At 72.1% G+C, this 22,755-nt stretch carries 21 protein-coding genes; 12 read left to right on the top strand and 9 right to left on the bottom strand.

The window, feature by feature from the left end; translation table 11 throughout:
* Window positions 1–13: 13 nt before the first annotated feature.
* Genes ACFWU9_RS14350 through ACFWU9_RS14340 form a run of 3 tightly spaced genes read left to right on the top strand, consistent with a single transcriptional unit; the run spans window position 14 to window position 4,446 of the window.
* Window positions 14–1,102, top strand: coding sequence for a LacI family DNA-binding transcriptional regulator (locus ACFWU9_RS14350; protein ID WP_384318051.1), 1,089 nt, complete (start codon window positions 14–16; stop codon window positions 1,100–1,102).
* Window positions 1,099–2,391 (top strand): mandelate racemase/muconate lactonizing enzyme family protein, encoded by a 1,293-nt coding sequence (locus tag ACFWU9_RS14345; protein ID WP_384318001.1) that lies wholly within the window; start codon window positions 1,099–1,101, stop codon window positions 2,389–2,391. The genes ACFWU9_RS14350 and ACFWU9_RS14345 overlap by 4 nt, the downstream gene beginning before the upstream one ends.
* Before the next feature lie 54 nt (window positions 2,392–2,445).
* Window positions 2,446–4,446: a DUF2264 domain-containing protein gene (locus ACFWU9_RS14340; RefSeq protein WP_384317999.1), complete on the top strand. Its 2,001-nt coding sequence runs from the start codon at window positions 2,446–2,448 to the stop codon at window positions 4,444–4,446.
* Window positions 4,447–4,488: 42 nt separating this feature from the next.
* On the opposite strand, the gene ACFWU9_RS14335 is transcribed toward ACFWU9_RS14340, so the two are convergent.
* The 6 genes from ACFWU9_RS14335 to ACFWU9_RS14310 all read right to left on the bottom strand — a co-directional run bounded on the left by ACFWU9_RS14335 (window position 4,489) and on the right by ACFWU9_RS14310 (window position 9,801).
* Window positions 4,489–5,022, bottom strand: coding sequence for a GAF domain-containing protein (locus ACFWU9_RS14335; RefSeq protein ID WP_384317997.1), 534 nt, complete (start codon window positions 5,020–5,022; stop codon window positions 4,489–4,491).
* Entirely contained in the window at window positions 5,022–5,708 is a 687-nt protein-coding gene (locus tag ACFWU9_RS14330; protein WP_384317995.1) for an ATP/GTP-binding protein, read from the bottom strand. The genes ACFWU9_RS14335 and ACFWU9_RS14330 overlap by 1 nt, the downstream gene beginning before the upstream one ends.
* On the bottom strand, window positions 5,686–6,057 hold the full coding sequence (locus tag ACFWU9_RS14325) for a DUF742 domain-containing protein (RefSeq protein ID WP_384317993.1): 372 nt from the start codon (window positions 6,055–6,057) through the stop codon (window positions 5,686–5,688). Before ACFWU9_RS14325 ends, ACFWU9_RS14330 begins: the two co-directional genes overlap by 23 nt.
* A 2-nt stretch (window positions 6,058–6,059) precedes the next feature.
* Window positions 6,060–6,497: a roadblock/LC7 domain-containing protein gene (locus tag ACFWU9_RS14320; protein ID WP_384317991.1), complete on the bottom strand. Its 438-nt coding sequence runs from the start codon at window positions 6,495–6,497 to the stop codon at window positions 6,060–6,062.
* A 6-nt stretch (window positions 6,498–6,503) separates the two neighbouring features.
* On the bottom strand, window positions 6,504–8,555 hold the full coding sequence (locus ACFWU9_RS14315; RefSeq protein WP_384317989.1) for an ATP-binding protein: 2,052 nt from the start codon (window positions 8,553–8,555) through the stop codon (window positions 6,504–6,506).
* Between the two features lie 355 nt (window positions 8,556–8,910).
* A complete protein-coding gene (locus tag ACFWU9_RS14310; RefSeq protein WP_384317987.1) occupies window positions 8,911–9,801 on the bottom strand; it encodes an SIS domain-containing protein in 891 nt (296 codons plus the stop codon).
* A 132-nt stretch (window positions 9,802–9,933) separates the two neighbouring features.
* On the opposite strand from ACFWU9_RS14310, the gene ACFWU9_RS14305 reads away from it, so the two are divergent.
* The gene (locus tag ACFWU9_RS14305; RefSeq protein WP_384317985.1) at window positions 9,934–10,725 is read left to right on the top strand and encodes a DeoR/GlpR family DNA-binding transcription regulator; all 792 of its coding nucleotides are present in this window, start codon (window positions 9,934–9,936) and stop codon (window positions 10,723–10,725) included.
* 498 nt (window positions 10,726–11,223) lie between these two features.
* Here ACFWU9_RS14305 and ACFWU9_RS14300 read toward each other — a convergent pair whose 3' ends face one another.
* Window positions 11,224–12,519: an MBL fold metallo-hydrolase gene (locus ACFWU9_RS14300; RefSeq protein ID WP_384317983.1), complete on the bottom strand. Its 1,296-nt coding sequence runs from the start codon at window positions 12,517–12,519 to the stop codon at window positions 11,224–11,226.
* 356 nt (window positions 12,520–12,875) lie between these two features.
* Between ACFWU9_RS14300 and ACFWU9_RS14295 the strand changes: the two genes are divergently transcribed.
* The 3 genes from ACFWU9_RS14295 (at window position 12,876) to ACFWU9_RS14285 (ending at window position 15,834) form a co-directional block, all read left to right on the top strand.
* Entirely contained in the window at window positions 12,876–14,057 is a 1,182-nt protein-coding gene (locus ACFWU9_RS14295; protein WP_384317981.1) for a Glu/Leu/Phe/Val dehydrogenase dimerization domain-containing protein, read from the top strand.
* An 83-nt stretch (window positions 14,058–14,140) separates the two neighbouring features.
* Window positions 14,141–14,761: a TetR/AcrR family transcriptional regulator gene (locus ACFWU9_RS14290; RefSeq protein WP_384317979.1), complete on the top strand. Its 621-nt coding sequence runs from the start codon at window positions 14,141–14,143 to the stop codon at window positions 14,759–14,761.
* Window positions 14,762–14,955: 194 nt separating this feature from the next.
* Entirely contained in the window at window positions 14,956–15,834 is an 879-nt protein-coding gene (locus ACFWU9_RS14285) for a carbohydrate kinase family protein (RefSeq protein ID WP_384318049.1), read from the top strand.
* Between the two features lie 55 nt (window positions 15,835–15,889).
* On the opposite strand, the gene ACFWU9_RS14280 is transcribed toward ACFWU9_RS14285, so the two are convergent.
* Window positions 15,890–16,891, bottom strand: a complete 1,002-nt coding sequence (locus ACFWU9_RS14280) for a DUF6745 domain-containing protein (RefSeq protein ID WP_384317977.1) — start codon at window positions 16,889–16,891, stop codon at window positions 15,890–15,892.
* 62 nt (window positions 16,892–16,953) lie between these two features.
* On the bottom strand, window positions 16,954–17,283 hold the full coding sequence (locus ACFWU9_RS14275) for a hypothetical protein (RefSeq protein WP_384317975.1): 330 nt from the start codon (window positions 17,281–17,283) through the stop codon (window positions 16,954–16,956).
* Between the two features lie 169 nt (window positions 17,284–17,452).
* Between ACFWU9_RS14275 and ACFWU9_RS14270 the strand changes: the two genes are divergently transcribed.
* From ACFWU9_RS14270 to ACFWU9_RS14250, 5 genes are read left to right on the top strand one after another with little or no spacing between them, the layout of a single operon-like run.
* Window positions 17,453–18,400: an STM4015 family protein gene (locus ACFWU9_RS14270; RefSeq protein WP_384317973.1), complete on the top strand. Its 948-nt coding sequence runs from the start codon at window positions 17,453–17,455 to the stop codon at window positions 18,398–18,400.
* A complete protein-coding gene (locus ACFWU9_RS14265; protein ID WP_384317971.1) occupies window positions 18,397–19,371 on the top strand; it encodes an STM4015 family protein in 975 nt (324 codons plus the stop codon). Before ACFWU9_RS14270 ends, ACFWU9_RS14265 begins: the two co-directional genes overlap by 4 nt.
* Window positions 19,352–20,518, top strand: coding sequence for an STM4014 family protein (locus ACFWU9_RS14260; RefSeq protein WP_384317969.1), 1,167 nt, complete (start codon window positions 19,352–19,354; stop codon window positions 20,516–20,518). The genes ACFWU9_RS14265 and ACFWU9_RS14260 overlap by 20 nt, the downstream gene beginning before the upstream one ends.
* A gap of 58 nt (window positions 20,519–20,576) precedes the next feature.
* Complete coding sequence (locus ACFWU9_RS14255; protein ID WP_384318047.1) at window positions 20,577–21,389, top strand: STM4013/SEN3800 family hydrolase; 813 nt, start codon at window positions 20,577–20,579, stop codon at window positions 21,387–21,389.
* A complete protein-coding gene (locus tag ACFWU9_RS14250; protein ID WP_384317967.1) occupies window positions 21,386–22,753 on the top strand; it encodes an STM4012 family radical SAM protein in 1,368 nt (455 codons plus the stop codon). Before ACFWU9_RS14255 ends, ACFWU9_RS14250 begins: the two co-directional genes overlap by 4 nt.
* Window positions 22,754–22,755 lie beyond the last annotated feature (2 nt).

Raw genomic sequence — 22,755 nt, 5'->3', positions numbered from 1 at the left:
AGCACGGCCCCATGTGACGCTCGACGTCGTGGCCCGGCGTGCGGGTGTTTCGCTGGCGACCGCGTCCAGGGCGCTGAACGGCACGACCCGCGTCCGTGACGAGCTCCGTGAACGGGTGCGCGCGGCAGCGGATTTGCTCGGTTACATCCCCAACGCGCACGCCCAGGCGCTGGCCAGTTCGTCGAGCAACACGGTCGGACTGATCTGTCACGACGTGGGCGATCCGTACTTCGCCGCGATCGCCGACGGCGTGATGCGGGCGGCGGCCGAACAGGACGTACTGGTCATGCTCGCCAGCACGTTCCGGGAACCGGCGAGGGAGATCGAGTACGTCTCCATCCTCCGCGCCCAGCGCGCCCGCGCCATCCTGCTGATCGGCTCCGGCTTCCAGGACCGCACCTGGGAACGGGCGTTGGGCGCCGAGCTGGATCCGTACATCCGCGCGGGCGGCCGGGTCGCCGTCGTCAGCCGGCACCGCAGCGTGCGCGCGGACGCGGTCCTGCCCGAGAACCGCGCGGGCGCGGCGAAGCTCGCCCGCGCGCTGCTGGCGCTCGGCCACCGACGGTTCGGGGTGCTGAGCGGGCCGCCCGAACTCACCACCGTCGCCGACCGGTTGGCCGGCTTCCGCGAAGGGCTCGCCGAGGCGGGGGTCACGCTCGACCCCGACTGTGTCGTAGAAGGCGCTTTCACCCGCGACGGCGGGTACGCCGCCGCCCGCGAACTCCTCATCCGTCCCACCCGCCCCACCTGCGTCTTCGGGGTGACCGACGTGATGGCGGTGGGCGCGCTCGCCGCGTTCCGGGAGGCGGGCATCGAGGTGCCCGGCGACATCTCGCTCGCCGGCTTCGACGACATCCCGCTCGTACGGGAGCTGACTCCCCCGCTCACCACCGTCGCGCTGCCGCTGACCGCCATGGGGCAGCACGCCATCTCGCTGGCGCTGCGCGAGCCGCACGGGCAGCGGTCGCGGGTGCTGAGGGTGGGCGGCGAGGTGGTGCTGCGCGCCAGCACGGGGCCGCCGCCGGGCGCGGCTCCGGAGGCGCCGGAGGGTACGACCGGGGCTCCCGCGCGGGACTCGGCGGTGAAGGGGGAGATCACATGAACGAGAATCCGGCAGGCATTCCGGCAAGCGCCCCGGCCGACACCCCGGCAGGCATTCCGGCTAGCGCCCCGGCCGGCTCTCCGGCAGACACCCCGACGGGCTCTCCGGCAGGCATTCCGGCGGGCCGTCCCGGGGGCCCTCCGGTCGGCCCGAGGATCGACCGTGTCGAGACATTCGCCGTCGAACTGCCCACCCACCGCTCCTTCGGCGTCGCGGGCGGCTCGGTCGCCGTCGCCGGGAAACCGTCCGTCCGCGTCCTGGTCCGGGTCGGCGCGGACGGGGCGTACGGATGGGGCGAGGCCACCCCCATCCCGGCCTGGACGTACGAGACCGCCGAGTCCATCGTGACCACGATCGACCGCTATCTCGCGCCCGCGATCATCGGCACTCCCGCGTGGAATCTGGACGCGGTCGACGCCGCCTTCGACCGGGCGGTCAACCGGGGATTCACCATCGGCGCGCCCCTCGCCAAGAGCGCCGTGGACGTCGCGCTGCACGATCTGCTCGGCCGGGCGGCCGGTGTGCCGCTCGGCGTTCTGTGGGGGCAGCGCCGGATGTCGCGTATCGAACTGGGGTGGATCGTCTCGGGCCAGTCGCCCGCCGAGGTGGGCGACAGCGTCGCCGAGGGTACGTCGGAGGGGTATCGCGCCTTCAAGGTCAAGATCGGTCTGCACGACGAGGCCACCGACGCGGCCGTGGTCGCCGCCGTCCGCGAACACGCCCCGGACGCACCGCTCTGGGTCGACGCCAACCAGGCGTACACCGTCCCGGTCGCCCTGCGGATGGCCCGGCGGCTCGACGCGCTCGGAGTGACCGCCTTCGAACAGCCCCTGCCGGCCAACGACATCGCGGGCCTCCGGCGGCTGCGGGACCTCTCGGCCGTGCCGGTGGCGCTCGACGAGAGCCTGCGGCATCCGAGCGATCTGGCGACGTTCGTCCGGCTCGGCGCGGTCGACGTCGCGATCGCCAAGGTCCAGCGCAGCGGCGGTCTCACGCTCTCCCGACGGCTCTGCTCGCTCGCGGAGGACTGCGGGGTCGAGCTGATGGGGTCGGGGCTCACCGAGTCGGATCTCGGACTGGCCGCCTCGCTGCACCTGTTCGCGGCGTACGGCATCACGACGCCGGTCGATCTCAACGGCCGTCAGTTCATCGGCTCCCCCTACGCGGGAGAGACCGTGCGGGTCGAGAACGGCACCGCGTGGGTGCCCGAAGGGCCGGGTCTCGGCGTGGAGGTGGACGAGTCGGTGGTACGTGAACTGGCCGTCGACGTACTGGAACAGCGTGCCTGACCGCGTACGACCGCATACGGCCGTCCACGACCCCAGAACGAGGAGCAGTGCAGGATGTCCGACTCCCCTCCCGTCAGCTCTCCTTCCTTCAACTCTCCTTCTTTCACCGCCGGCGCCTCGCGGTCGCGGTCGCGGCTGGTCCTGCCGCCCGACGACACCGCCCTCTCGCCGTACACCGGCTGGACCCGCGCCCACTGGGAGTCGGTCGCCGACCAGTTGCTCGACGCGCTCGTCCCGTACGCCTCGCCGGGCCGGGCGCTGTACCGGCTGCCCGGCAGGACCAGCAGCTCGGGTGAGCTGAGCGACGGACTGGAGGGGTACGCCCGGTCGTTCCTGCTCGCCGCCTTCCGGATCGCGGGCGCGCGGGGACAGGTGGACGAGGCGCTGATCGAGCGGTACGCGGCCGGACTCGCCGCGGGCACGGATCCGAGCAGCGGCGAGGCCTGGCCCCCACTGGCCGACCGCACCCAGCCGATGGTGGAGGCCGCGTCGATCGCGATCGGACTGCACGAGACCCGCCCCTGGATCTGGGACCGGCTGGACACCCGGGTCCAGGAGCGGGTGGCGGAGTGGCTTGGGGGCTTCATCGGCCGCCGTACGCACGACAACAACTGGCGGCTGTTCCAGGTCGTCTCGGAACAGTTCCTCGCCTCCGTCGGGGCTCCGCACAGCCGTTCCGACATCGAGAACGGGCTGGACCGGATCGAGGACTGGTACGTCGGCGGCGGCTGGTACACGGACGGTGACGGCCGGAAGTTCGACTACTACGCCGGCTGGGCGATGCATCTCTATCCGCTGCTCTGGTCCCGGATCGTCGCCGGAACTCGCGGACCGGGAGGGGAGCCGGGCGACGACGGCGGGCGCACCGAGGTCTACCGGGAGCGGCTCGCCCGCTTCCTCACCACCTATCCGCACTTCTTCGGCGCCGACGGCGCCCCGGTCCACCAGGGGCGTTCACTGACGTACCGCTTCGCCGCCGCGACCCCGGTGTGGATGGGGGCGCTGGCCGGCCGTACCCCGCTGGCGCCGGGGCTGACCCGCCGGCTCGCGTCGGGCGCGGTGCGGCACTTCGTGGAGCGCGGGGCGCCCGACGAGCGCGGGCTGCTGACCCTCGGCTGGTACGACGCGTTCCTCCCGGTCACCCAGCTCTACTCGGGTCCCGCGTCGCCGTACTGGGCGAGCAAGGCGTTCGTCGGCCTGCTGCTCCCCGCCGATCACGCCGTCTGGACGGAGCCCGAACGGCCCCTGCCCGTAGAGGAGTCGGACCGGTACACCGCCCTGCCCGCGCCGGGCTGGCTGCTGCACGGGACCCGGCGCGACGGGATCGTACGGCTGGTCAACCACGGCAGCGACCGGCAGGACCCCCGTTCATGGGGCCAGGAGCCGGGCGACGACGATCCGCACTACGCCGCGTTCGGCTACTCGACGGCGACGGCGCCCGACTCGGCCGAGGAGGCGTGGGCCGACCGGCTCGGGAACCACCTCGCGCTGCTCGCCGCCGACGGCACCCCCAGCAGACGGCGCCGGATCCATTTCGAGCGGTGCGAGGGCCGTACGGCCTCGTCCTGGTACGAGGCCGAACTGCCGGGCGAGGAAGGGACGTTCCGGATCGGTACGACGAGTGTGCTGCACGGCGCGTGGGAGATCCGCGTGCACCGGGTCGCCGCTCCGGCGGGCTGTCCGGTCCGCGAGGGCGGTCACGCCGTGGCCGGTCCCGAGGTTCCTGTGGCGAGCACCGGTCCCGGCTGGGCGCTCGCCCGTACGGCCGCCGGGCTGACCAGCGCGCTGGTCGGGCTGCACGGCTGGGACCCGGAGCCGGCGGGGACCGTCGTGCGTCGGGTGGGCGCGAACGCGTACGGCACGCACTCCGCGACGCCGAGCCTGCGGCTGGCGAGTCATCCGGGCGGTGTGCACGTCCTCGTGACGCTCGTCGCCCTCGTCGGGGACGCGACGGCCGCGCCGGACCCGGAGGCTCTGCGCGACGCCGTGCGCGTACAAGTGGACGGCGAGGGAGTGTGGTTGGCCTTCGACGACGGCGAGTCCGTCCAGGTGTGACCGACCCGACGAAGCGACCGGTAGCAGCTAACTGACGGGACGTCAGATATACCCGCCCTCTCTGAGGTGTATCTGCTCGGACAGCTCGGCCGCCAGCGACTTGACGGTGTCCAGGCCCGCCCTTCCCCACTGCCGGGGCCGGGTGTCGACGACGCACACTGTGCCGAGCGCGATACCGGTCCGGTCGATGAGCGGCACGCCCAGATAGGAACGGAGCCCGGTCTCGTCGACGATGGCGTTGCCGGCGAACCGGGGGAAGTCGCGTACGTCCTCCAGAACGAGCGCCTTGCGACGGACGACCACATGGGGGCAGTAGCCGTGGTCCCGGTCCCTGAGGCGGCCGACCTCGGGTGCGGGGGTGTGCAGCCCGGCGTAGAACTGCCGTTCCTCGTCTATGAAGGTGACCATCGAGTAGGGCGCGCCGGCGAGTTGGGCGAGATGCCGGGCGAAGGCGTCGAAAGCCGGCTCGGGCCGCTCCCCGAACCCGAGCCCGAGCAGACGCAGCCGCTTCGCCCGGTCGGGCGCGTCGCGGTCGACGGGGGTGAGGAGCAACCGTCCGATGGGGTCGTACCTCATCACGCCGCCCCGTCGTCCGGGCTGGCACCGCTCGGCACGGCGACGTCCTGAACATCGGCGACATCGGTGGCATCGGTGGCATCGGGGGTATCAGGGGCATCGGCCACCGGAACGGCGGTGAGCAGATGCTGGACGAGGGTGACGAGGGTGCGGATCCCGGAGCTGGCGATGCGCGCGTCGCATATCACCACGGGCACGTCCGGCCTGAGATCGATCGCCGCCCGTACCTCCTCGGGGTCGTAACGGAAGCTGCCGTCGAACTCGTTGACGGCGACGACGAATCCGATGCCGCGCTGCTCGAAGAAGTCGACGGCGGAGAAGGAGTTCTCCAGCCGCCGCGTGTCGGCGAGGACGATCGCGCCGAGGGCGCCCCGGCAGAGCTCGTCCCACATGAACCAGAACCGTTCCTGACCCGGGGTGCCGAAGAGGTAGAGCACATGCCGCTCGTCGAGAGTTATCCGGCCGAAGTCCATGGCGACGGTGGTCGATGTCTTCAGTTCGACGCCGGTCAGATCGTCCGTCTCCGCCCCGACCTGGGTCAGCAGTTCCTCGGTGCTCAGCGGCGCGATCTCGCTGACCGATCCCACGAATGTCGTCTTGCCCACCCCGAAACCACCGGCCACCAGGACCTTGAGCGCGGTGGGAAACGGGGTGGGGAGGGAGTCAGAGCTGTCGTCGTAGGCCATCGAGTACTGCCTCCAGAAGGGAACAGTCGCTGGGATTGTCGAAGTTGTGCGGTGGCCGGACCGTGACCGCGCCGCTGTCCATCAGGTCGGAGAGCAGGATCTTCGTGACGACGGCGGGCAGTCGCAGACGCCCGGCGATCTCCGCCACCGATATGGGCCCCTGACAGAGACCGAGCGCCTCGCTGTGCTCGGGGCCGTAATACATCTCACTCGCCGCTCCCGTGGCCATGACCAGCGACATCAGATCCAGCGCGGCGGTCGGGCGGGTCCTGCCGCCGCTGACCGTGTACGGACGGATGAGCCGGCCCGCCGCGTCGTCCAGCCACGGCCCGTCGATCGGGACCGTCACGCTCACGGCCCCGTGACGCTCGATGTGGTGCCGGCCGCCTGCCTGACCGGCGTCGCCAGATAGGGCCGGACGCTCTTGACCAGCATCGCCATCTCGTAGCCGAGGACGGCGGCGTCAGCCTCGCGTCCGGCCAGCACGGCGAGGCAGGTGCCGGAACCCGCCGTCGAGACGAAGAGCAGGGTGGAGTCCAGCTCCACCACCACCTGGCGCACCTCGCTGGTGTCGCCGAAGCGCGCGCCGGCGCTGCGGCCGAGCGAGTAGAGGCCGGAGGCGAGAGCGGCCATGTGGTCGGCGCTGTCGGGGTCGAGGCCGTGGACGGATCTGACGAGTCCGTCGGAGGAGAGGAGTACCGCGCTGCGGGTGTACGGCACCCGTTGGACGAGGCCGCTGAGCAGCCAGTCGAGGTCGGAGACGTGGCCTGTCGGCACATCGCTCGCCATGGTGATCTACTCCTTGTGGGGGTTGTCCCGGTCGTGGCGGTGCGGGTCCGGCAGTTCCGTCGCGGGGCTGGGAGCGGGCGCCCCGGCTGGGGTGTGGGCTGGGGCTTGGGCTTGGGCCTGGGCTTGGGCCTCGGCTGCGGCGAGATCGGGTCCCGGGTCCCTGGCGGGCTGGGCCTCGGCGAGGCCGATGCCGCGCTGGAAGGCGGCCATCAGTCCGGGGTCGTGGAGCGCCGGGTCACCGTCGGCCGGCGGGGCGGGCGCGTCCCGCAGCTGGGGGACGAGATGCTCCTGGCTGCGGCGCTTGGGCAGTTGGGGCCGGTCCATGGTGCCGCGCACGATGCCCGGTACGCCGAGATCCGACGACGGGTCGGGCGCCGGGGCAGGCAGGGACGGGTCGTCCACCCGCTGGAACTCGGGCCGGAGCGGGGCCTCCGGCCGGAGCGGCGGGACCGGACCGGGGCGCGCGTCGGCCGGTGTGGCGCGCGCACCGCGCTCGCCCCGTACGGGCAGCGGCCTGCGTCCGGACGTCCGCCGGTGCGACGCGCGTTGCGGCCTGGGCTGGGGATAGGGGCGGCGGGCCTCGGTCACGGGCGGGGGCTCCGCCTCGTACATCCGCGTGGGTACGGGAGCGGGCGCCGGAACCGCCTCCTGCTGGGTGGGCACGGGACCGTTCCCGGCTACGGAGCCGTTCGCGGGCACGGGGCCGTTCCCGGGTACGGACCCGGGCACGTTCGCGGGCGCCGGCCCGGTCGGGGGCGCTCCCGGGACCTGCCCGGCCACCTCCGGTCCGTCCGCGTCCGCGCCCAACAGGCTCTGCGGCAGGACGAGTACGGCCTGGATGCCGCCGTAGATGTTGGCGTGCAGACGGACGGCGATGCCGTGGCGGCGGGCAAGGGCCGACACCACGAACAGCCCGATCCGCCCGTCCTGGAGAAGATGCGCCACATTGACCTGGTCGGGGTCGGCGAGCAGGGCGTTCATCCGTTTCTGCTCGTCGGCGGGCATGCCGAGCCCGCGGTCCTCCACCTCGACGGCCAGCCCGGCGGTGACCAGCTGGGCACGGAGCAGGACCTGGGTGTGCGGTGCGGAGAACACCGTGGCGTTCTCGACGAGTTCGGCCAGCAGATGGACGACGTCGGCGACGGCGTGACCGCGCAGGGTGCCGTTGATGGGCGGCACGAGTTTGACGCGCGGATACTGCTCCACCTCGGCGATCGCCGAGCGCAGCACCTCGGTCAGACCGACCGGGCGGCTCCACTGGCGGCGTGAGATCGCGCCGCCGAGTACGGCGAGATTCTCGGCGTGCCTGCGGATGCGGGTGGCGAGATGGTCGACCTGGAAGAGGCCCTTCAGCAGGTCCGGGTCCTCGACCTTGTTCTCCAGCTCGTCCAGGAGCTGGATCTCCCGGTGCACGAGCGACTGGAGTCTGCGGGCGAGGTTGACGAAGACCTCGACCTTCTGTTCGTTGCCGACGCTGCTCGACAGCCGGGAAGCCTGGACGACGGCGGCGACCGCGGCCTCCTGGGACCGTCCCAACTCCTGTGTGAGCAGGTCGAGTTCATCGCCGACGAGGGCCTTCACCGGGGGTGTGCGGCGCGGCGGGGGGCCCTCACCGCGGCGGAGCTGCTCCACGACACCGCGCAGATCGGCCTGGGCGCGGGCGCTCGACCTGCGCAGTGCGTTGCAGCGGTCGATCACGGACCGGGAGGCGCGGTCGGCGCCGACGGCGGCGGCCGTGGCGGCGACGAGACCGACCAGCACCGTGCCGCCGACCGCCGCCCAGATCTCGGGGGCGGGCCGGGTGCCGCCGGAGCGGACGGTGACGAGCACGGCGAGGAGGCCGCTGAGTGAGGCTATGACCGTGGGCACCACCGCGGCGCGCAGGAGTTGGGGGCGTATACGCCGTTCGGGTGATACGGGCGCGGGCGCGTCGGGCCCGGCGGTCGCGGCGCCCTTGGCCGGCGACGCCTTGGCCGAGGGCGCGCGGCTGCCCGGTCGGCCGTGCCGTCCGCCTTCTCGGCGTTCGGGTCGCGCGGCGGGTGCGCGAAGTTGAGACATCGGTGTCCTCGGTACGTGGGGCCCCAGGCATCTGGTGTTCTGCGGCGGTGTGTTGCGGTGGTGGTGCGGTGCGGTCGTGGTGCGGGGCGGGTGGTGGTACGCGGTCGTCGACGCAACGGCAGGCGGACATGCGAAAGAAGCCCAGCGTTGATCGCCGAGCACACACGGTAGTTGGCCCATAGTCGGTCGCGGCGGGCAGTTGACAAACTTGCCCACAGAGCATCCCGCTCTGGTATGAGCTGTCGCACAACAGTCCGAAACGGCGCAATCACACGTAGGGCCGGAGCAGTTGCCCACGTCTCCGGCCCTCGTCCACCCGGCGCCCTCGGGGGCGCCCGACTCCCACCCGGTCCCGTTACTCGCCTTCGAGGATCACCGAACGCGTGAGGTGGCGCGGCCGGTCCGGGTCGAGACCCCGCGCGTCGGCGAGCGCGAGTGCGAGGCGCTGGATCCGTACGAGCTCGGCCAGCGGGTCGAGTTCACCCGCCACCCAGAGCCCGCCGGTCGCGCCGACCTGTTCGGCCAGACCGTCCGGCGCGGGACCCAGCATCCAGGTGGCGGTGGACTCGGTGGTGATGCTGATGGGGCCGTGCCGGTACTCCATCGCGGGGTACGACTCCGTCCAGGCGAGCGCCGCCTCCCGCATCTTGAGCGCGCCCTCGTTGGCGAGACCGACGGTCCAGCCCCGGCCGAGGAAGGTGAACTGCCCGCAGTCGGTGATCCCTTCGGGCAGCGGCTCGACGAGGGCCCGCTCGCCGTCCGCGACCACGGACTCGGTGTGCAGCCCGAGATGGGCGCGGAACAGGGTGAGGGCGGTGGTGGCGAACCGGGTCTGTACGACGGACTGTTCGTCGGCGAAGTCCAGGACGACCAGGTCGTCGGCGGCCGACCGGATCGGTGTCTCGGGGTCCGCGGTGACGGCGGTCGTCCGAGCCGTGCCGCGGGCGGCGGCCAGCAGGTGGAGGACCTCGGTGGTGGTGCCCGACCGGGTCAGTGCCACGACGCGGTCGTAGCGGCGGCCGGCCGGGAACTCGGAGGCGGCGAACGCGTCGGTCTCCCCCTCGCCCGCGCCCTCGCGCAGCGCCGCGTACGCCTGCGCCATGTAGTAGGAGGTGCCGCAGCCGACGACGGCCGTGCGCTCACCGGTCTCGGGCAGTCGGCCCGACCCGCGCAGGCCGTCGGCCAGTTCAGCGGCCCGGCTCCAGTTCGCGGGCTGGCTGGCCAGTTCCGTCTGGACAAACGTCACGTCGGCTCTCCACTCTCGATCGCAGGGAAGCTGCTTGTTCGTGCATGCTAGGGGAGCTTTTCACGCACCTTCAAGCAAACTCTCGGCACTTGAAGGTGCTTGAATGATCCGAGGCGTGACGGAGGAGACGCGGTGAACCGGTACGAACGGCACAACACCCTGCTCGAACTGCTCGCCGAGCGCGGCCGGTTGGACGTGGACGTCGTCGCGGCCGAGCTGTCCGTGTCGGCGGCGACCGTACGCAGGGATCTCGACCATCTCGCCGAGCAGCAACTGCTCACCAGGACCCGGGGCGGGGCGGTGGCGCACTCCGTCTCGTACGGACTGCCGCCCCGTTACAAGTCGGTGGGGCGGTCGGCGGAGAAGCAGCGCATCGGCCGGGCCGCCGCCGCACTCGTCTACCGGGGCATGGTGGTCGGGCTCAACGGCGGGACGACGACGGCCGAGGTCGCGCGCGCCATCGCCACGCGCGGCGATCTGGCCGACATGACGGACCGGGGCGGCGAACCGGCCGTCACGCTGGTGACCAACGCGCTCAACATCGCCCACGAGTTGGCCGTGCGCCCGCACATCAAGATCGTGACGACGGGCGGGGTGGCGATGCCGCAGTCGTACGAACTGGTGGGGCCGCTGGCCCGGCACATCCTCGGTGAGGTGAGCCTGGACATCGCCTTCATCGGCGCCGACGCGGTGGACGTGGCAGCGGGGGCGGGGGCGCGCAGCGAGCACGAGGCGAGCATCAACGCGCTTCTCGCCGAACGGGCGCGCCGGCTCGTGGTGGTGGCGGACAGTTCGAAGCTGGGCACGCCTGCCTTCGCCCGGATCTGCCCGACGGACGCCATCGGCACACTGATCACGGACGTGGGCGCCCCCGAACAGGCCAGGAAGTTCGAGGACTGCGGCGTGAAGGTGGTCCAGGTCTGAGAGAACGGCCGCGGACGCCCCCGTAGGCCGCCGGGTGAGGCTCCTGACCTCAACCGCCGTTCAGCCTCTGGCGTCGCTGACAGCGGGTCGGCCGAGGAGAACGGAGCTCGCGCCGTGGAGCAGTCCGAGCACCGGATCACCAGGGTCGATTTCGTCCTGGACGTCATCTGTGCGGCGCCGTACCTCGCCTGCGGCGGCGTCGCCGCCGATGACGCCACGGCCGACTCCCTCCGGGACGAGCCGGCCCGCGTGCGTGCCGCCGGCATCCGTTCGGTACCGCGCATCTCCTCCAACGGCGGTCGGGCACAGGCCGGTACACGGCCCGAGACGGCCTGCGCGGACGCACTCCGCAGCGCCGGCTGGGACACCGGCGTAAGGTCTCAAGTACGCCCCGAGCCCTCGCCGTTGACCCCTCACGGCCCGCTCGATCCCCAGGAGCGGGCCGTGTTCAGACCGGTCGGCGGGGGCCCGTCGCCGATGGGTGCGTCGGTGTCGGCGTTACGGCGCGCTCTGCGCGGAGGGCGCCGGTCCGGCGGAGTCCGTACCGGCCGTCGCGGCGGCGGACGTGTCGCCGGTGGCCGTGGTGGTGGCCGTCGCCTTCGCCGTCGTACCCGACTCCGCGACGGAGCCCGCGACCGCGGCCTTCTCCGCCGTTCCTGCCGTGGCCGGGACGGACGCCTTGTCCCCGGCCGGTACCCCCTCCGGCCAGCCGCCGGTGGGCGGGATCGCGACGGCGCGCCACCACGGGGTGCCGGGGATGGTGTCGCCCGCCGTGGGTTCGTAGGACTCGCCGGGACGCGGCAGCGCGATCCGTACGCCCGACTCGGCTGCCGCCGTGACCGTGCCCTCGCCGGGCTCGGCCCACGGGTGCGGGGCAAGGTTGAAGGTGCCCCAGTGGATGGGCAGCATCACACCGGTGGGGCTGTCCTGCTGGAGGTCGATGTGTGCGCGCACGCCCTCGGCGGGGGTCATGTGGATGTCCGGCCAGTGTTCGCTGTAGGCGCCGATCTGGATCATCGTGGCGTCGAAGGGGCCGTGCGCGGCGCCGATGTCACGGAATCCGGAGAAGTAGCCGGTGTCACCGCTGTGGTAGATCCGGTGCTCGGGCCCCGCGACGGCCCAGGACGCCCAGAGGGTGTGCTGCTGGTTGCGCAGACCACGGCCGCAGAAGTGTCTCGCGGGCGTCGCGGTGAAGGAGATGCCGGCCACCTCCGCCGTCTCGTTCCAGTCCAGCTCGCGCAGGCGCGAGGCGGGCACTCCCCAGTGCTCCAGGTGCGCGCCGACGCCCAGCGGCACGGCGAAGACGGTGTTGGTGGAGGCGAGCCCCTTGATCGTCGGCAGATCGAGATGGTCGTAGTGGTCGTGGGAGATCACGACGACGTCGACCGGTCCGAGTGCGGCGAGCGAGACGGGCACGGGGTGCAGCCGCTTCGGTCCGGCGAAGGAGAAGGGGGAACAGCGCTCGCCCCAGACGGGGTCGAAGAGGACGCGCCGGCCGTCGATCTCGGCGAGGACGCTGGAGTGTCCCATCCAGGTCAGCCGCAGCCCGGAGGCGGGCGGTACGGCGAGGTCCGCGAGTGTGTCCTGGTGGACCGGGATCGGGGTGGCGGGTGCCCGCCGGGCGCGCGCCTCCTTACGGAGGTAGACCTTCGACAGCTCCAGCATGGAGCCGGAGGGCCTGGTCCTCGCGGTGCCCTCGGGATTCCGGAACACACCGTCGGCGAAGTTGGGAGAGTTGAGGATTCGCTCCAGGCGCTCGCCGGCCGGGTCGGCACCGAAGGTCTCGGACCGCATCGATCGCAGCCGGGAGCGGAGTGAGGGTGGGGAGCCGGCGCCGTTCACTGCATCTCCTGAAGGTTCGAGTTCATCTCATTATGGGCGTATTTCTCTACCGGGGTGCCAGGCCCGTATGCCGTCCGGGGCACCTGACTGCAACGTCCGGACGATCTCCCGGATTCCCCCGCATGGCCGGCCACCGTCGATTTCCGGCCACTCGGCCAGGGCCCGCCGAGCGCCCGGGGACCGCTTCGAACGATCTTTTTGACAGGGGCGTCACCCGCTCTCGATACTGACATTCCAGACGTACTGACTTTGCATTCAGTTGCAGCACTCCCCCACGGTCCGCCGTCACCCCTGGAGGCACCCCGCCCATGTCCCCCTTGATATCGCTGACCTGGCGCGACCACATCACCGGCCGCCAGGGGTATCTGGTCGTCGACCGGCTCGTGCGCGGGGTCTCCAGCGGTGGACTGCGGATGCGGGAGGGGTGCTCGCTGGAGGAGGTGACCGGGCTTGCGCGTGGCATGACCATGAAGGAAGCCCTGCACTTCAACGACGACCCCTCCGCCCGCTACATCCCGCTCGGCGGCGCCAAGGGGGGAATCGACTGCGATCCGAGGGACCCGGCGGCGTACGGCGTCCTCGTCCGCTATCTGCGGGCCCTGCGGCCGTACATCGAGACCGTCTGGACCACGGGCGAGGACCTGGGGCTCACCCAGGATCTGATCGACCGGGCCGCCGAGGAGGCGGGGCTCGTCTCCACGATCCAGGCGATCCATCCGCTCCTCGACGACGAGGAGGCCGCGCGGCGCCGGCTCGCCGACGCCTTCGCCGTGGACGTCGACGGCATCGGCCTGGACGAACTGGCCGGCGGCTGCGGAGTGGCCGAGGCCACGCTCACCGCGCTCGACCGGGCGGGCGTGGCGTACGACGGGACCCGGGTCGCGGTGCAGGGGCTGGGGACCATGGGCGGGGCCACGGCGCGCTTCCTGTCAGCGGCCGGGCTCAAGGTCGTGGCGGTGGCGGACGTCAAGGGGACCATCGCCTGTCCGCAGGGCCTGGACGTCGAGTCGCTGCTCGCCGCGCGTGACGGGTTCGGGACGGTGGACCGGGCGGCGCTACGGCCCGGCGACCGGGAACTGCCGGGCGACGCCTGGCTGTTGACGGACGCCGAGATCCTGGTGCCCGCGGCCGTCTCGTACGCGATCGACACCGCCAACCAGGCCCGGATCACGGCCCGTTGGATCGTGGAGGCGGCCAACATGCCTGTTCTGGCCGAGGCGGAGGAACTGCTGGCCGCACGCGGGATCACCGTGCTGCCGGACATCGTCGTCAACTCCGGTACCAACGCCTGGTGGTGGTGGACCCTCTTCGGTGACATCGGCCCGGACGCCGACGAGGCCTTCGCCCACACCCGGCGGTCCATGCGCGCGCTGACGGAGCTGATGCTGGACCGCGCGGAGGCCGGGCGTACGACTCCGAGAGCCGCCGCGCACGCGATCGCCACGGCCCGACTCCCCCTGATCGCCGAGCGGTTCGGCCACTACCGCTGACCGGTTGGCCGGTTCGGCCGGTTCGGGAGCCCTCGCTTTACGCACACGGGGCTGGTGTAAACCAATGGGAGGTAGGCTTCAGTGTGGCGAGAGTACGGCTGAGTGTGGAGGAGCGGCGCGAGGACCTCCTGCGCGCCGCGGTCGATCAGATCCAGACACGCGGAGTGGCGGCCGTGCGGGTGGCCGACGTCGCCGCCGTCCTCGGGGTGAGCAACGCACTGGTGCTGTACCACTTCTCCACGAAGGAGAAGCTTCTCGCCGCCGCCTTCCGGCACGCCGCGGAGGAAGACCTGGCGCAGTTGCGGGAGTTGCTCGGCCGTCACGCCGGCGCCCTGCGCCGGTTGCACGCCGCCATCCGCTGGTACGCGCCGACCGGCGAGGCCAAGGGCTGGCGGCTGTGGATCGAGGGCTGGGCGGCGGCTCCGCGCGAGCCCGCGCTGCACGAGGTGGCCAGCGAACTCGACAAGCAGTGGAAGGCCGCGATCGCCTCCGTCATCACCGAGGGCGTCGACGCCGGGGAGTTCCGCTGCGCGGACCCGGTCGCGACGGCGTGGCGGCTGACCGCGCTGCTGGACGGACTCGCCGTGCAGATGACGTCGTACGCGGGGTCGCTGACCCGCGCCACCCTGCTGGACTGGACGGACGAGGCGCTGGCACGCGAACTGGGCGTCGACAGGGCGGAGCTCACCGCCGCCGGCCGATGACCGGTCCCACCGGCTGAGGAACCGCCACCGCGGGGCGCCACCTCCGGCCGGCACCGGCACGGCCATACTGTGCGCGACATCCGGAATCCGGAACGAAGGTGGAGACTGTGGCGCAGCGACAGACCGAACATCCGGACGTTGGGCGCACAGCGGATCCGGGGGCCGGGCCAGAGGCCGAGCCGGGCCCCGACGTACTGGTCGTCGGCGGTTGCGGCGTGGACACGGTCGTCCGTGTCGGCTCGCTCCCCGTCCCCCTCGCCGACTCCGTCGGTGTCGGGCCGATCCGCGAATGGCCGGGGCAGACCGGTGGCAATGTGGCCCTGGGCTGTCGGGCCCTCGGACTGAACGTCAAATTCCTCGACTTCATCGGTGAGGACCCGGCGGGCGCCCAGGTCCGTGAACATCTCGCCCGGGGCGGCGTCGACTTCGAGGGGCTGATCTCCCCGGCCGGTACGCGCCGCGCGGTCAATCTCGTCGAGACGACGGGCCGCCGCATGTCCTTCCACGACGCGCGCGATCCGGAGGACCTGCGGATGCCGCGCGAGTTCTATCTCCCCCATCTCGCGCGGGCCCGCCATGTCCATGTGTCCATCACGAACTTCACCCGTTTCCTCTTCGACGACATCATCGAACAGGGCGTCCCCGTCTCGACCGATCTGCACGACTGGGACGGGATGAACTCCTACCACCGCGAGTTCGCCTACCGCGCGGATCTCGTCTTCCTCAGCGCCGCCGGAGCGAGCGAGCGGATAGCCCCGGTGATGCGGGAGATCCTGCGTGAGGGCAGGGCGCAGGCGGTGGTCGCCACGGCGGGCGCCGGAGGCTCGTATCTGCTGGTCCGTGGGGGCAGCCGCACTCCCCGCCCGATCCCGGCGACCGTCCCGCCCGCACCGGTGGTGGACTCCAACGGCGCGGGCGACGCGTATGTCGCCGCGTTCCTGTACGGGCGGCTGGCCGGGCGGGACCTGGAAGCCTGCGCGCATCTCGGCGCGGTCGCGGGCGCCCACGCCTGCACGGTGGAGGGGAGTTCGTCGCTGATCGACGCCGACACGCTTCTCTCCCCCAGGGTCTGACCGGGGCCCGAAGAGGGCCCGGTCCCCGTCGGCGGACCAGGTACGCGTCGGCGGGTCAGGTCTGCTTGAGCGGTTCGTACTCCTGGGCCTCCAGGCCGAACGTCCAGGCGACACCCGCCTTGGCGGTACGAGTCCCCGGCGGCACGCGCAGCCAGTAGGTGCGGCTCGTGCCGTCGGGCTCGGGGGTGGAGTTGACGACCTCGACCATCACGACGTCCTCGTCGCCCTCGAGCGCTATCCGCCAGAGGATGCCCGCCTCGTCCTTGTTGATCGGCTCGGCGCCGGACTCGCTGAGATACCGGTCGTAGCCGTAGTGCTCCAGCATCACGCGGCGCAGCTCCGCGTTCTCCTCGTTGCGGATGCGCGCCGGGTCGAGCGAGGTGAGCTCCGCGAGGAAGTCGGCGGGGACCGGCATACCGCGCCATGCGTGGAGGGCGAAGCCGTCGGGGTAGGCGAGGGCCGGGCCGTCGCCGCGGTCGAGACGTCCCGCCTCGTCGCGGTGCAGCTCCACCGGCCGTTCGCAGACGACGGTGACGTTCTCGTACGGCCACCACCAGCCTGCGTGCGTCGCCACCTCGGCGAGTCCCGCCAGTCGGTCGCCGCGTCCGTCGAACGCGGCCAGCCAGGCGGCGTCGTGCTGGCCGAGGACCGCGTCGAGCAGCAGCTGTCGGATCTCGGGGAGGTCCGACTCCTCCGTGCCGAGCGAGTCGGTGATGCCGGAGCGGATCCGGTCGGCGAGAGCGCGGGTGGTGTCCCACAGCCGGGCGCCGGTGGCGCCCCACCACTCCGCCCAGCCCGCCGGGCCCAACTCGTCGTGGATACGCCGCCGTTCCTCCGCCCACGGCCTGGTACGGACCTCCTCCCGGACCGATCCGCCCCGATCCGTGAGGGACCGGACGGCCCCGAGTCCGGCGAGCGGGGAGTCCGCCCAGATGATCCGCTCCGGTTCACTCAGCCCGGCCGTCCGGTAGGCGAGCCGTATCCCCGCTTCGGCCGCCGGCCGGTCCGCCGCCCCTGTCGCCGCCGCGACGCCCCGCCACTTGTCCACATTCCGCATGTCTGAAGCCCCGTCCCCTGTTGTCACTGTCCGTGTACTTTCCTGTCGCCGGTCGCCGCCTCTCAGTCGGCGACGACGCGCACCGCTCCCGGCAGGTACTCGCGCTGGCGCACCACGCGGAACCACCCCTTGGGCAGCGCTATCGCCGCGTGCTCCTCGTGCACCACCCGTCCGCCCTCCGGCAGATGGAGCAGCATCGGCCCGAACTCGCCGCCCGTCTCCCGCACGAGCAGGCCCGGGCCCGTCACCGCGTGGGCGTGTCCCGTGACCTCGCCGAGCGCCAGGACCAGGCGCCCCCGCGCGTCCCTCGGCTCGCTCCGCGCCTCGGCGACACCGGGCGGCACGCTCTCCTGCGCGACGGGCACGATGAGCACGTCTCCCTGCCGGTACATGGCTCTCCCCTCGACCGGCGGCGCCGAGTGCGCCGACCTGTGAACGACGCTAGTCGGTGGGTCTGACAACGGGCTCCGCCCCCGAACCGGGCTTGTCAGTGGGGCCTGTTACAACTTCTCTCAGCAGCAAGCCGATCAACGCCGACGCCCGGTGTCTGGAGCACTCGCCATGACTATTTCGAGCCATCTGCAGGAGTTGTACGGCCTGCCCAGGGCCTACTTCCCCGACGCGGACACCCAACCGACGGCGGAGCTCCCCGAGGCGGGTTCGGTGGCCTGGCTGGTCATGGTCGACGCGTACGAGAGCGACGAGAGCTGGGAGTCGGCGTTCGCCCGATTCCTCGACTCCGTCGACTCCACCGAGGTGCGGTCGCTGATCGTGGGCTCGTGGTCCGACGCCTACGAGTCGGGTCCCGACGAGGTGGTCGAGGCCATCGTGGCCGCGAGTGACCGGCTCCCGTCCCTCCGGGCGCTGTTCGTCGGTGACATGACGTACGAGCAGTGCGAGATCTCGTGGATCAACCAGACAGCGATGGCGCCGCTGATCAACGCCCTTCCCCAGCTTCACTCGTTCGGGGTGCGCGGTGGTCAGGATCTGGACATGACCGGCATCAAGCACGAGGGGCTCCGTTCGCTGACCGTGGAGACGGGTGGGCTGGACGCCGGCGTGGTGCGGAGCATCGCCGCGGCCGAGCTGCCGGCGCTGGAGCATCTGGACATCTGGCTGGGCACGTCCTGGTACGGGGCGAACACGGTCGTGGCGGATCTGGAGCCGTTCCTGAGCGGAGAGCGGCTGCCGGCCCTCACGTCGCTGGCGCTGCGCAACAGTGAGATCCAGGACGAGATAGCGGCGGCGATGGCGGGGGCGCCGGTGGTGGCGCGGCTGGAGACGCTCGACCTGTCGATGGGCACTCTCGGGGACGAGGGCGTCGAGGCGCTGCTCTCCGGTCAGCCGCTCACGCACCTCAAGAAGCTCGATCTGCACCACCACTACATGAGCAAGCCGATGGAGGACCGGCTCCGCGCGACGCTGGAGCCCGCCGGTGTGGTCCTGGACCTGTCCGAGGGCGGGCCGCTCTCGGACCGCGACTCGCGTTACACGGCGGTGGCGGAATGATCGGCGCGGACGGTATCGAGCACCTCGACGAATTCCACGGGCTGCCCGTCTTCACCCTCCCCCACGACGAGGTCCTTCCGCCCGACGGACTGCCCGAGCCCGATGCCGTGGCGTGGCGGATCGACTGCGGGTGGCAGGAGGAGTGGACGTTCGAGAAGTTGTGGGGGCGGTTCACGGATGTCGTGGAGACCGAGCGCGTCCAGGCGCTCGTCATCGGGCCGTGGTGGACGGGCGAGTATTCGGCGCTGACCCCCGTCCTGGAGCTGATCGTCGCGGACGCGGCACGCTTCCCCGCCCTGCGCGCCCTGTTCCTGGCGGACGTGGTCGGCGAGGAGTGCGAGGTGTCCTGGCTGGTGATGACCGACGTCACCCCGGCGATCGAGGCGTTCCCGGCGCTGGAGGAGTTCGGGGTGCGGGGCTGCGGCGACACGTATCAGAACGGTGCCGTGCGGCTGCGGCCGGTAAGGCACGACCGGCTGCGGGTGCTGCGTTTCGAGTCGGGCGGGCTGCCCGGCGCCGTCGTCCGCGCGGTCGGCGACAGTGAACTGCCCGCGCTGGAGCGGCTGGAGCTGTGGCTGGGCGTCGAGGAGTACGGCGGCGATGCCACCGTCGCCGATCTCGCGCCGCTGCTCGACGGCCGCGGATTCCCGCGACTGCGCCATCTCGGCATCCAGAACAGCGAGATCCAGGACGAGATCGCCGGCGCCGTCGCCTCCGCGCCGGTCGTCGCCGGGCTCGAATCGCTGGCCCTGTCCATGGGCACGCTCGGCGACGCGGGCGGCGAGGCGCTGCTCGCCGGCCAGCCGCTCAGCCATCTGAAGGCGCTCGACCTGCGCCACCACTTCATGTCACCGGCCTGGACCGCGAGGATCGAGGAGGCTCTGCTCCCGCACGGTGTGCGTGTGGAAGCGGCGCCGTCCCACGACATCGACGAAGACGACGAGTGGCGTTATGTCGCCGTCTCCGAGTAGCGGCGGGCCGCGCCTGGCGGTCGTCGGCAATCCCGCCAACCGCCGTGTGCGGCTGTTCCAGGACGCGGTGGCCGCGGCGGGCCTGCCGCCGGCCCGCGAGGTGGCCTGGCTCGATGTGCTCGCCGGGCGCGCGGAGTTCCGGCCCGGAGAGACCGTACGGGTCGAGTCGCCGGGCGAGGACGCGGCGGTGGAGCGGCTGCTGCGGGGCACGGACGATCCGACGCGGGTCGAGGGAACGGCCCTCTGGTACGAGCGGTTCACCTCCGCCGTGCGGGAGTTGGGCCGAGCCGTACGGGAGGCGGGCGCGGAACTTCTCGACGACCCGGACGAGTTGGCGGTGCTCTTCGACAAGCGGCTCTGTCACGAGGTGCTGGACCTGGCCTCCGTACCCGTGCCGCCGTCGCCGACCTCGGGGCGGGGCGCCCCGCCCGTACGCGGCTGGGACGACGTGCGCGCGCTGATGGGCGGTCCGGGTATGCGCCGGGCGTTCGTCAAGATCGCGCACGGGTCGTCGGCCTCCGGGGTGCTGGCGGTCGAGACCGCCGGCCCCGGCCGGGTGCGCGCGACGACCTCGGTCGAACGGGACGCGGCCGGGCGGCTGTTCAACTCCCTTCGGGTACGGCGTCTGACGACCGAGTCCGAGGTGGCGGCGATCGTCGACGCGCTGGCGCCGGACGGACTGCATGTCGAGCGGTGGCTCCCGAAAGCCATGCAGAACGGCAGGGCGACCGACCTGCGGGTAGTGGTGGTCGCGGGCCGCGCGACACACGCCGTCGTACGGACCAGCTCGTCGCCGATGACCAACCTGCATCTCGGCGGGTCCCGGGGCGACTTGAACGCGGTACGGCAGGCGACCGAGGCGGCGAGCGGTGGCGGGGGCTGGACGGCCGCCCTGGCGATCTGCGAGCGGGCCGCGGCCTGCTTCCCGGGCACGCACTGTGTGGGTGTGGACCTGCTCCCCGCGACCGGCTGGCGCCGCTTCGCCGTCGGCGAGGTCAACGCTTTCGGCGACCTGCTGCCGGGACTCACCGGCCTCCCCGCCGGCGGCGCGGAGGGCCTGGACACCTACGGAGCCCAACTCGCCGCGCTGCGCACCACCCGCCCGCGCCCGACGGCCACGGGAGGCGACCGGTATGCGCGCCTCTGAGAGGAGGGACACGGAGATCGCCACTACGGCGGACACGGCCGACGCGGGACTGCCCGACATGCGTCAAGTCGTCGGGCGGGACGATCTGTTGCTGGTCACCCTCGACACACTCCGGTACGACGTGGCCGTCGAGCTGGCCGAGGCCGGACGGCTGCCCAATCTCGGTCGGTATCTGCCGGGTGGGCGCTGGGAGAAGCGGCACGCGCCGGGCAGTTTCACCTACGCCTCGCACCAGGCCATGTTCGCCGGGTTCCTGCCCACGCCCGCGGCGGCGGGACCGCATCCGCGGCTGTTCGCCGCGCGATTCGAGGGCAGCGAGTCCACCGCCGGGCGGACGTTCGTCTTCGACGCGCCCGACCTCGTGTCGGGTCTCGCGGACGCCGGGTACCGGACGGTCTGCATCGGGGGCGTCGGCTTCTTCAACAAGCGTGGCGCCCTCGGTTCCGTACTGCCGGGGATGTTCCAGGAGAGCCACTGGGAGCCGGAGTTCGGTGTCGCGTCGCCGACGTCCTTCGAGTCTCAGGTGGCCCGCGCGGAGCGGGTCGTCGCCGAACTGCCCGCCACGCAAAGGCTGTTCCTCTTCGTCAACGTGCCGTCGCTGCACCAGCCGAACTGGTTCCATCTGCCCGGCGCCACCCGTGAGGCGGGCGACTCCCGCCGGACGCACGCCGCCGCGCTCGAATATGTGGACCGGCACATCGGCCGGCTCTTCGCCGCGGCCGGCAGCCGCCGCCGCTGCTTCACCATCGTCTGTTCCGACCACGGCACGGCCTACGGTGACGACGGCTGGACGGGTCACCGTCTGGGCCACAAGTCCGTCTGGACCGTGCCGTACGCCCATTTCTTCCTGGAGCCAGGGGCACCCTCATGACCCATCCGACCAGTACCACCGGCACCGCGCCCCGGCCGCGCCCGTACGAGAGTTACGTGTACGCCTATCCGCACAAGACGGCATACCGCCCGCTCGCCGACCGCCCCGCGCTGAGCGGTCTGTGGGCCGGTGAACGCAAGGACGCGCTCTCGCTCTATCTGCACATACCGTTCTGCGAGGTCCGCTGCGGCTTCTGCAACCTCTTCACCCGGATCGGAGTCCCCGACGAACTGACGACCCGTTACCTGGACGCGCTGGACCGGCAGGCGACCGCCGTGGCCGACGCGCTCCACGCGGACGGCACGACGGGCACCGGCGTGAGCTTCGCCGCAGCCGCCTTCGGGGGCGGCACGCCCACCTTCCTGACGGCCGGCGAGCTGGAGCGGCTCTGCGACATCGCCGAGAAACGGATGGGCGCCGACCTGCGGGCCGTCCCGCTCTCGGTGGAGACCTCGCCGTCGACCGCCACGGCCGACCGGCTGGCGGTGCTGGCCGAGCGCGGGGCGACGCGGCTGAGCATCGGAGTGCAGAGCTTCGTCGAGGAGGAGGCGAGGGCGGCGGTGCGTCCGCAGCACCGCTCCGACGTCGAGGCGGCGCTCGGCCGGATCCGGGACACGCGGATCCCGGTCCTCAACATCGACCTCATCTACGGCATCGACGGACAGACCCCGGAGTCCTGGCGGCTCTCGCTGGACGCGGCGCTGGCCTGGCGGCCCGAGGAGCTGTATCTCTACCCGCTGTACGCACGGCCGTTGACCCCGCTCGGCAGGCGCGCCCATCCCGGCGAGGCCGGCTGGGACGCCCAGCGGCTCGATCTCTACCGGCGGGGCCGGGACCATCTGCTCGCCGAGGGGTACGAGCAGGTGTCGATGCGGATGTTCCGCCGCCGAGACGCGCCCCACGAGGGGGCGGACGACTACGCGTGCCAGACCGACGGCATGATCGGCCTGGGCTGCGGGGCGCGTTCGTACACCTCGGAGCTGCACTACTCCTTCGACTACGCGGTCGGGATGCGCGAGATCCGGAACATCATCGACGACTACACGCGGACCGAGGACTTCTCCCGGGCCGAGGTCGGCCGTGCGGTCGACCTGGACGAGGCGCGCCGCCGACATCTTCTCCAGTCGCTGCTCCAGGCGCAGGGCATGGCGCTGGAGGAGTACCGCGCGCGGTTCGGCAGCCTTCCCGCCGACGACTTCCCCGCCGAGCTGGACCGCTTCGCCGGTCTCGGCTGGCTCGACGCGGGCGCCGGTCCCGGTCTGCTGCGGCTCTCCCCCGAAGGGCTCGCCCATTCGGACGCGCTGGGCCCGGCCCTGTTCTCCCCCGCCGTGCGGGCCGCGATGGCCGCGTACGAACCGAAGTGAGG

Source organism: Streptomyces sp. NPDC058653, assembly GCF_042716895.1.
GTDB lineage: Bacteria > Actinomycetota > Actinomycetes > Streptomycetales > Streptomycetaceae > Streptomyces.
This window is presented reverse-complemented; position numbering and strand designations above follow the sequence as displayed.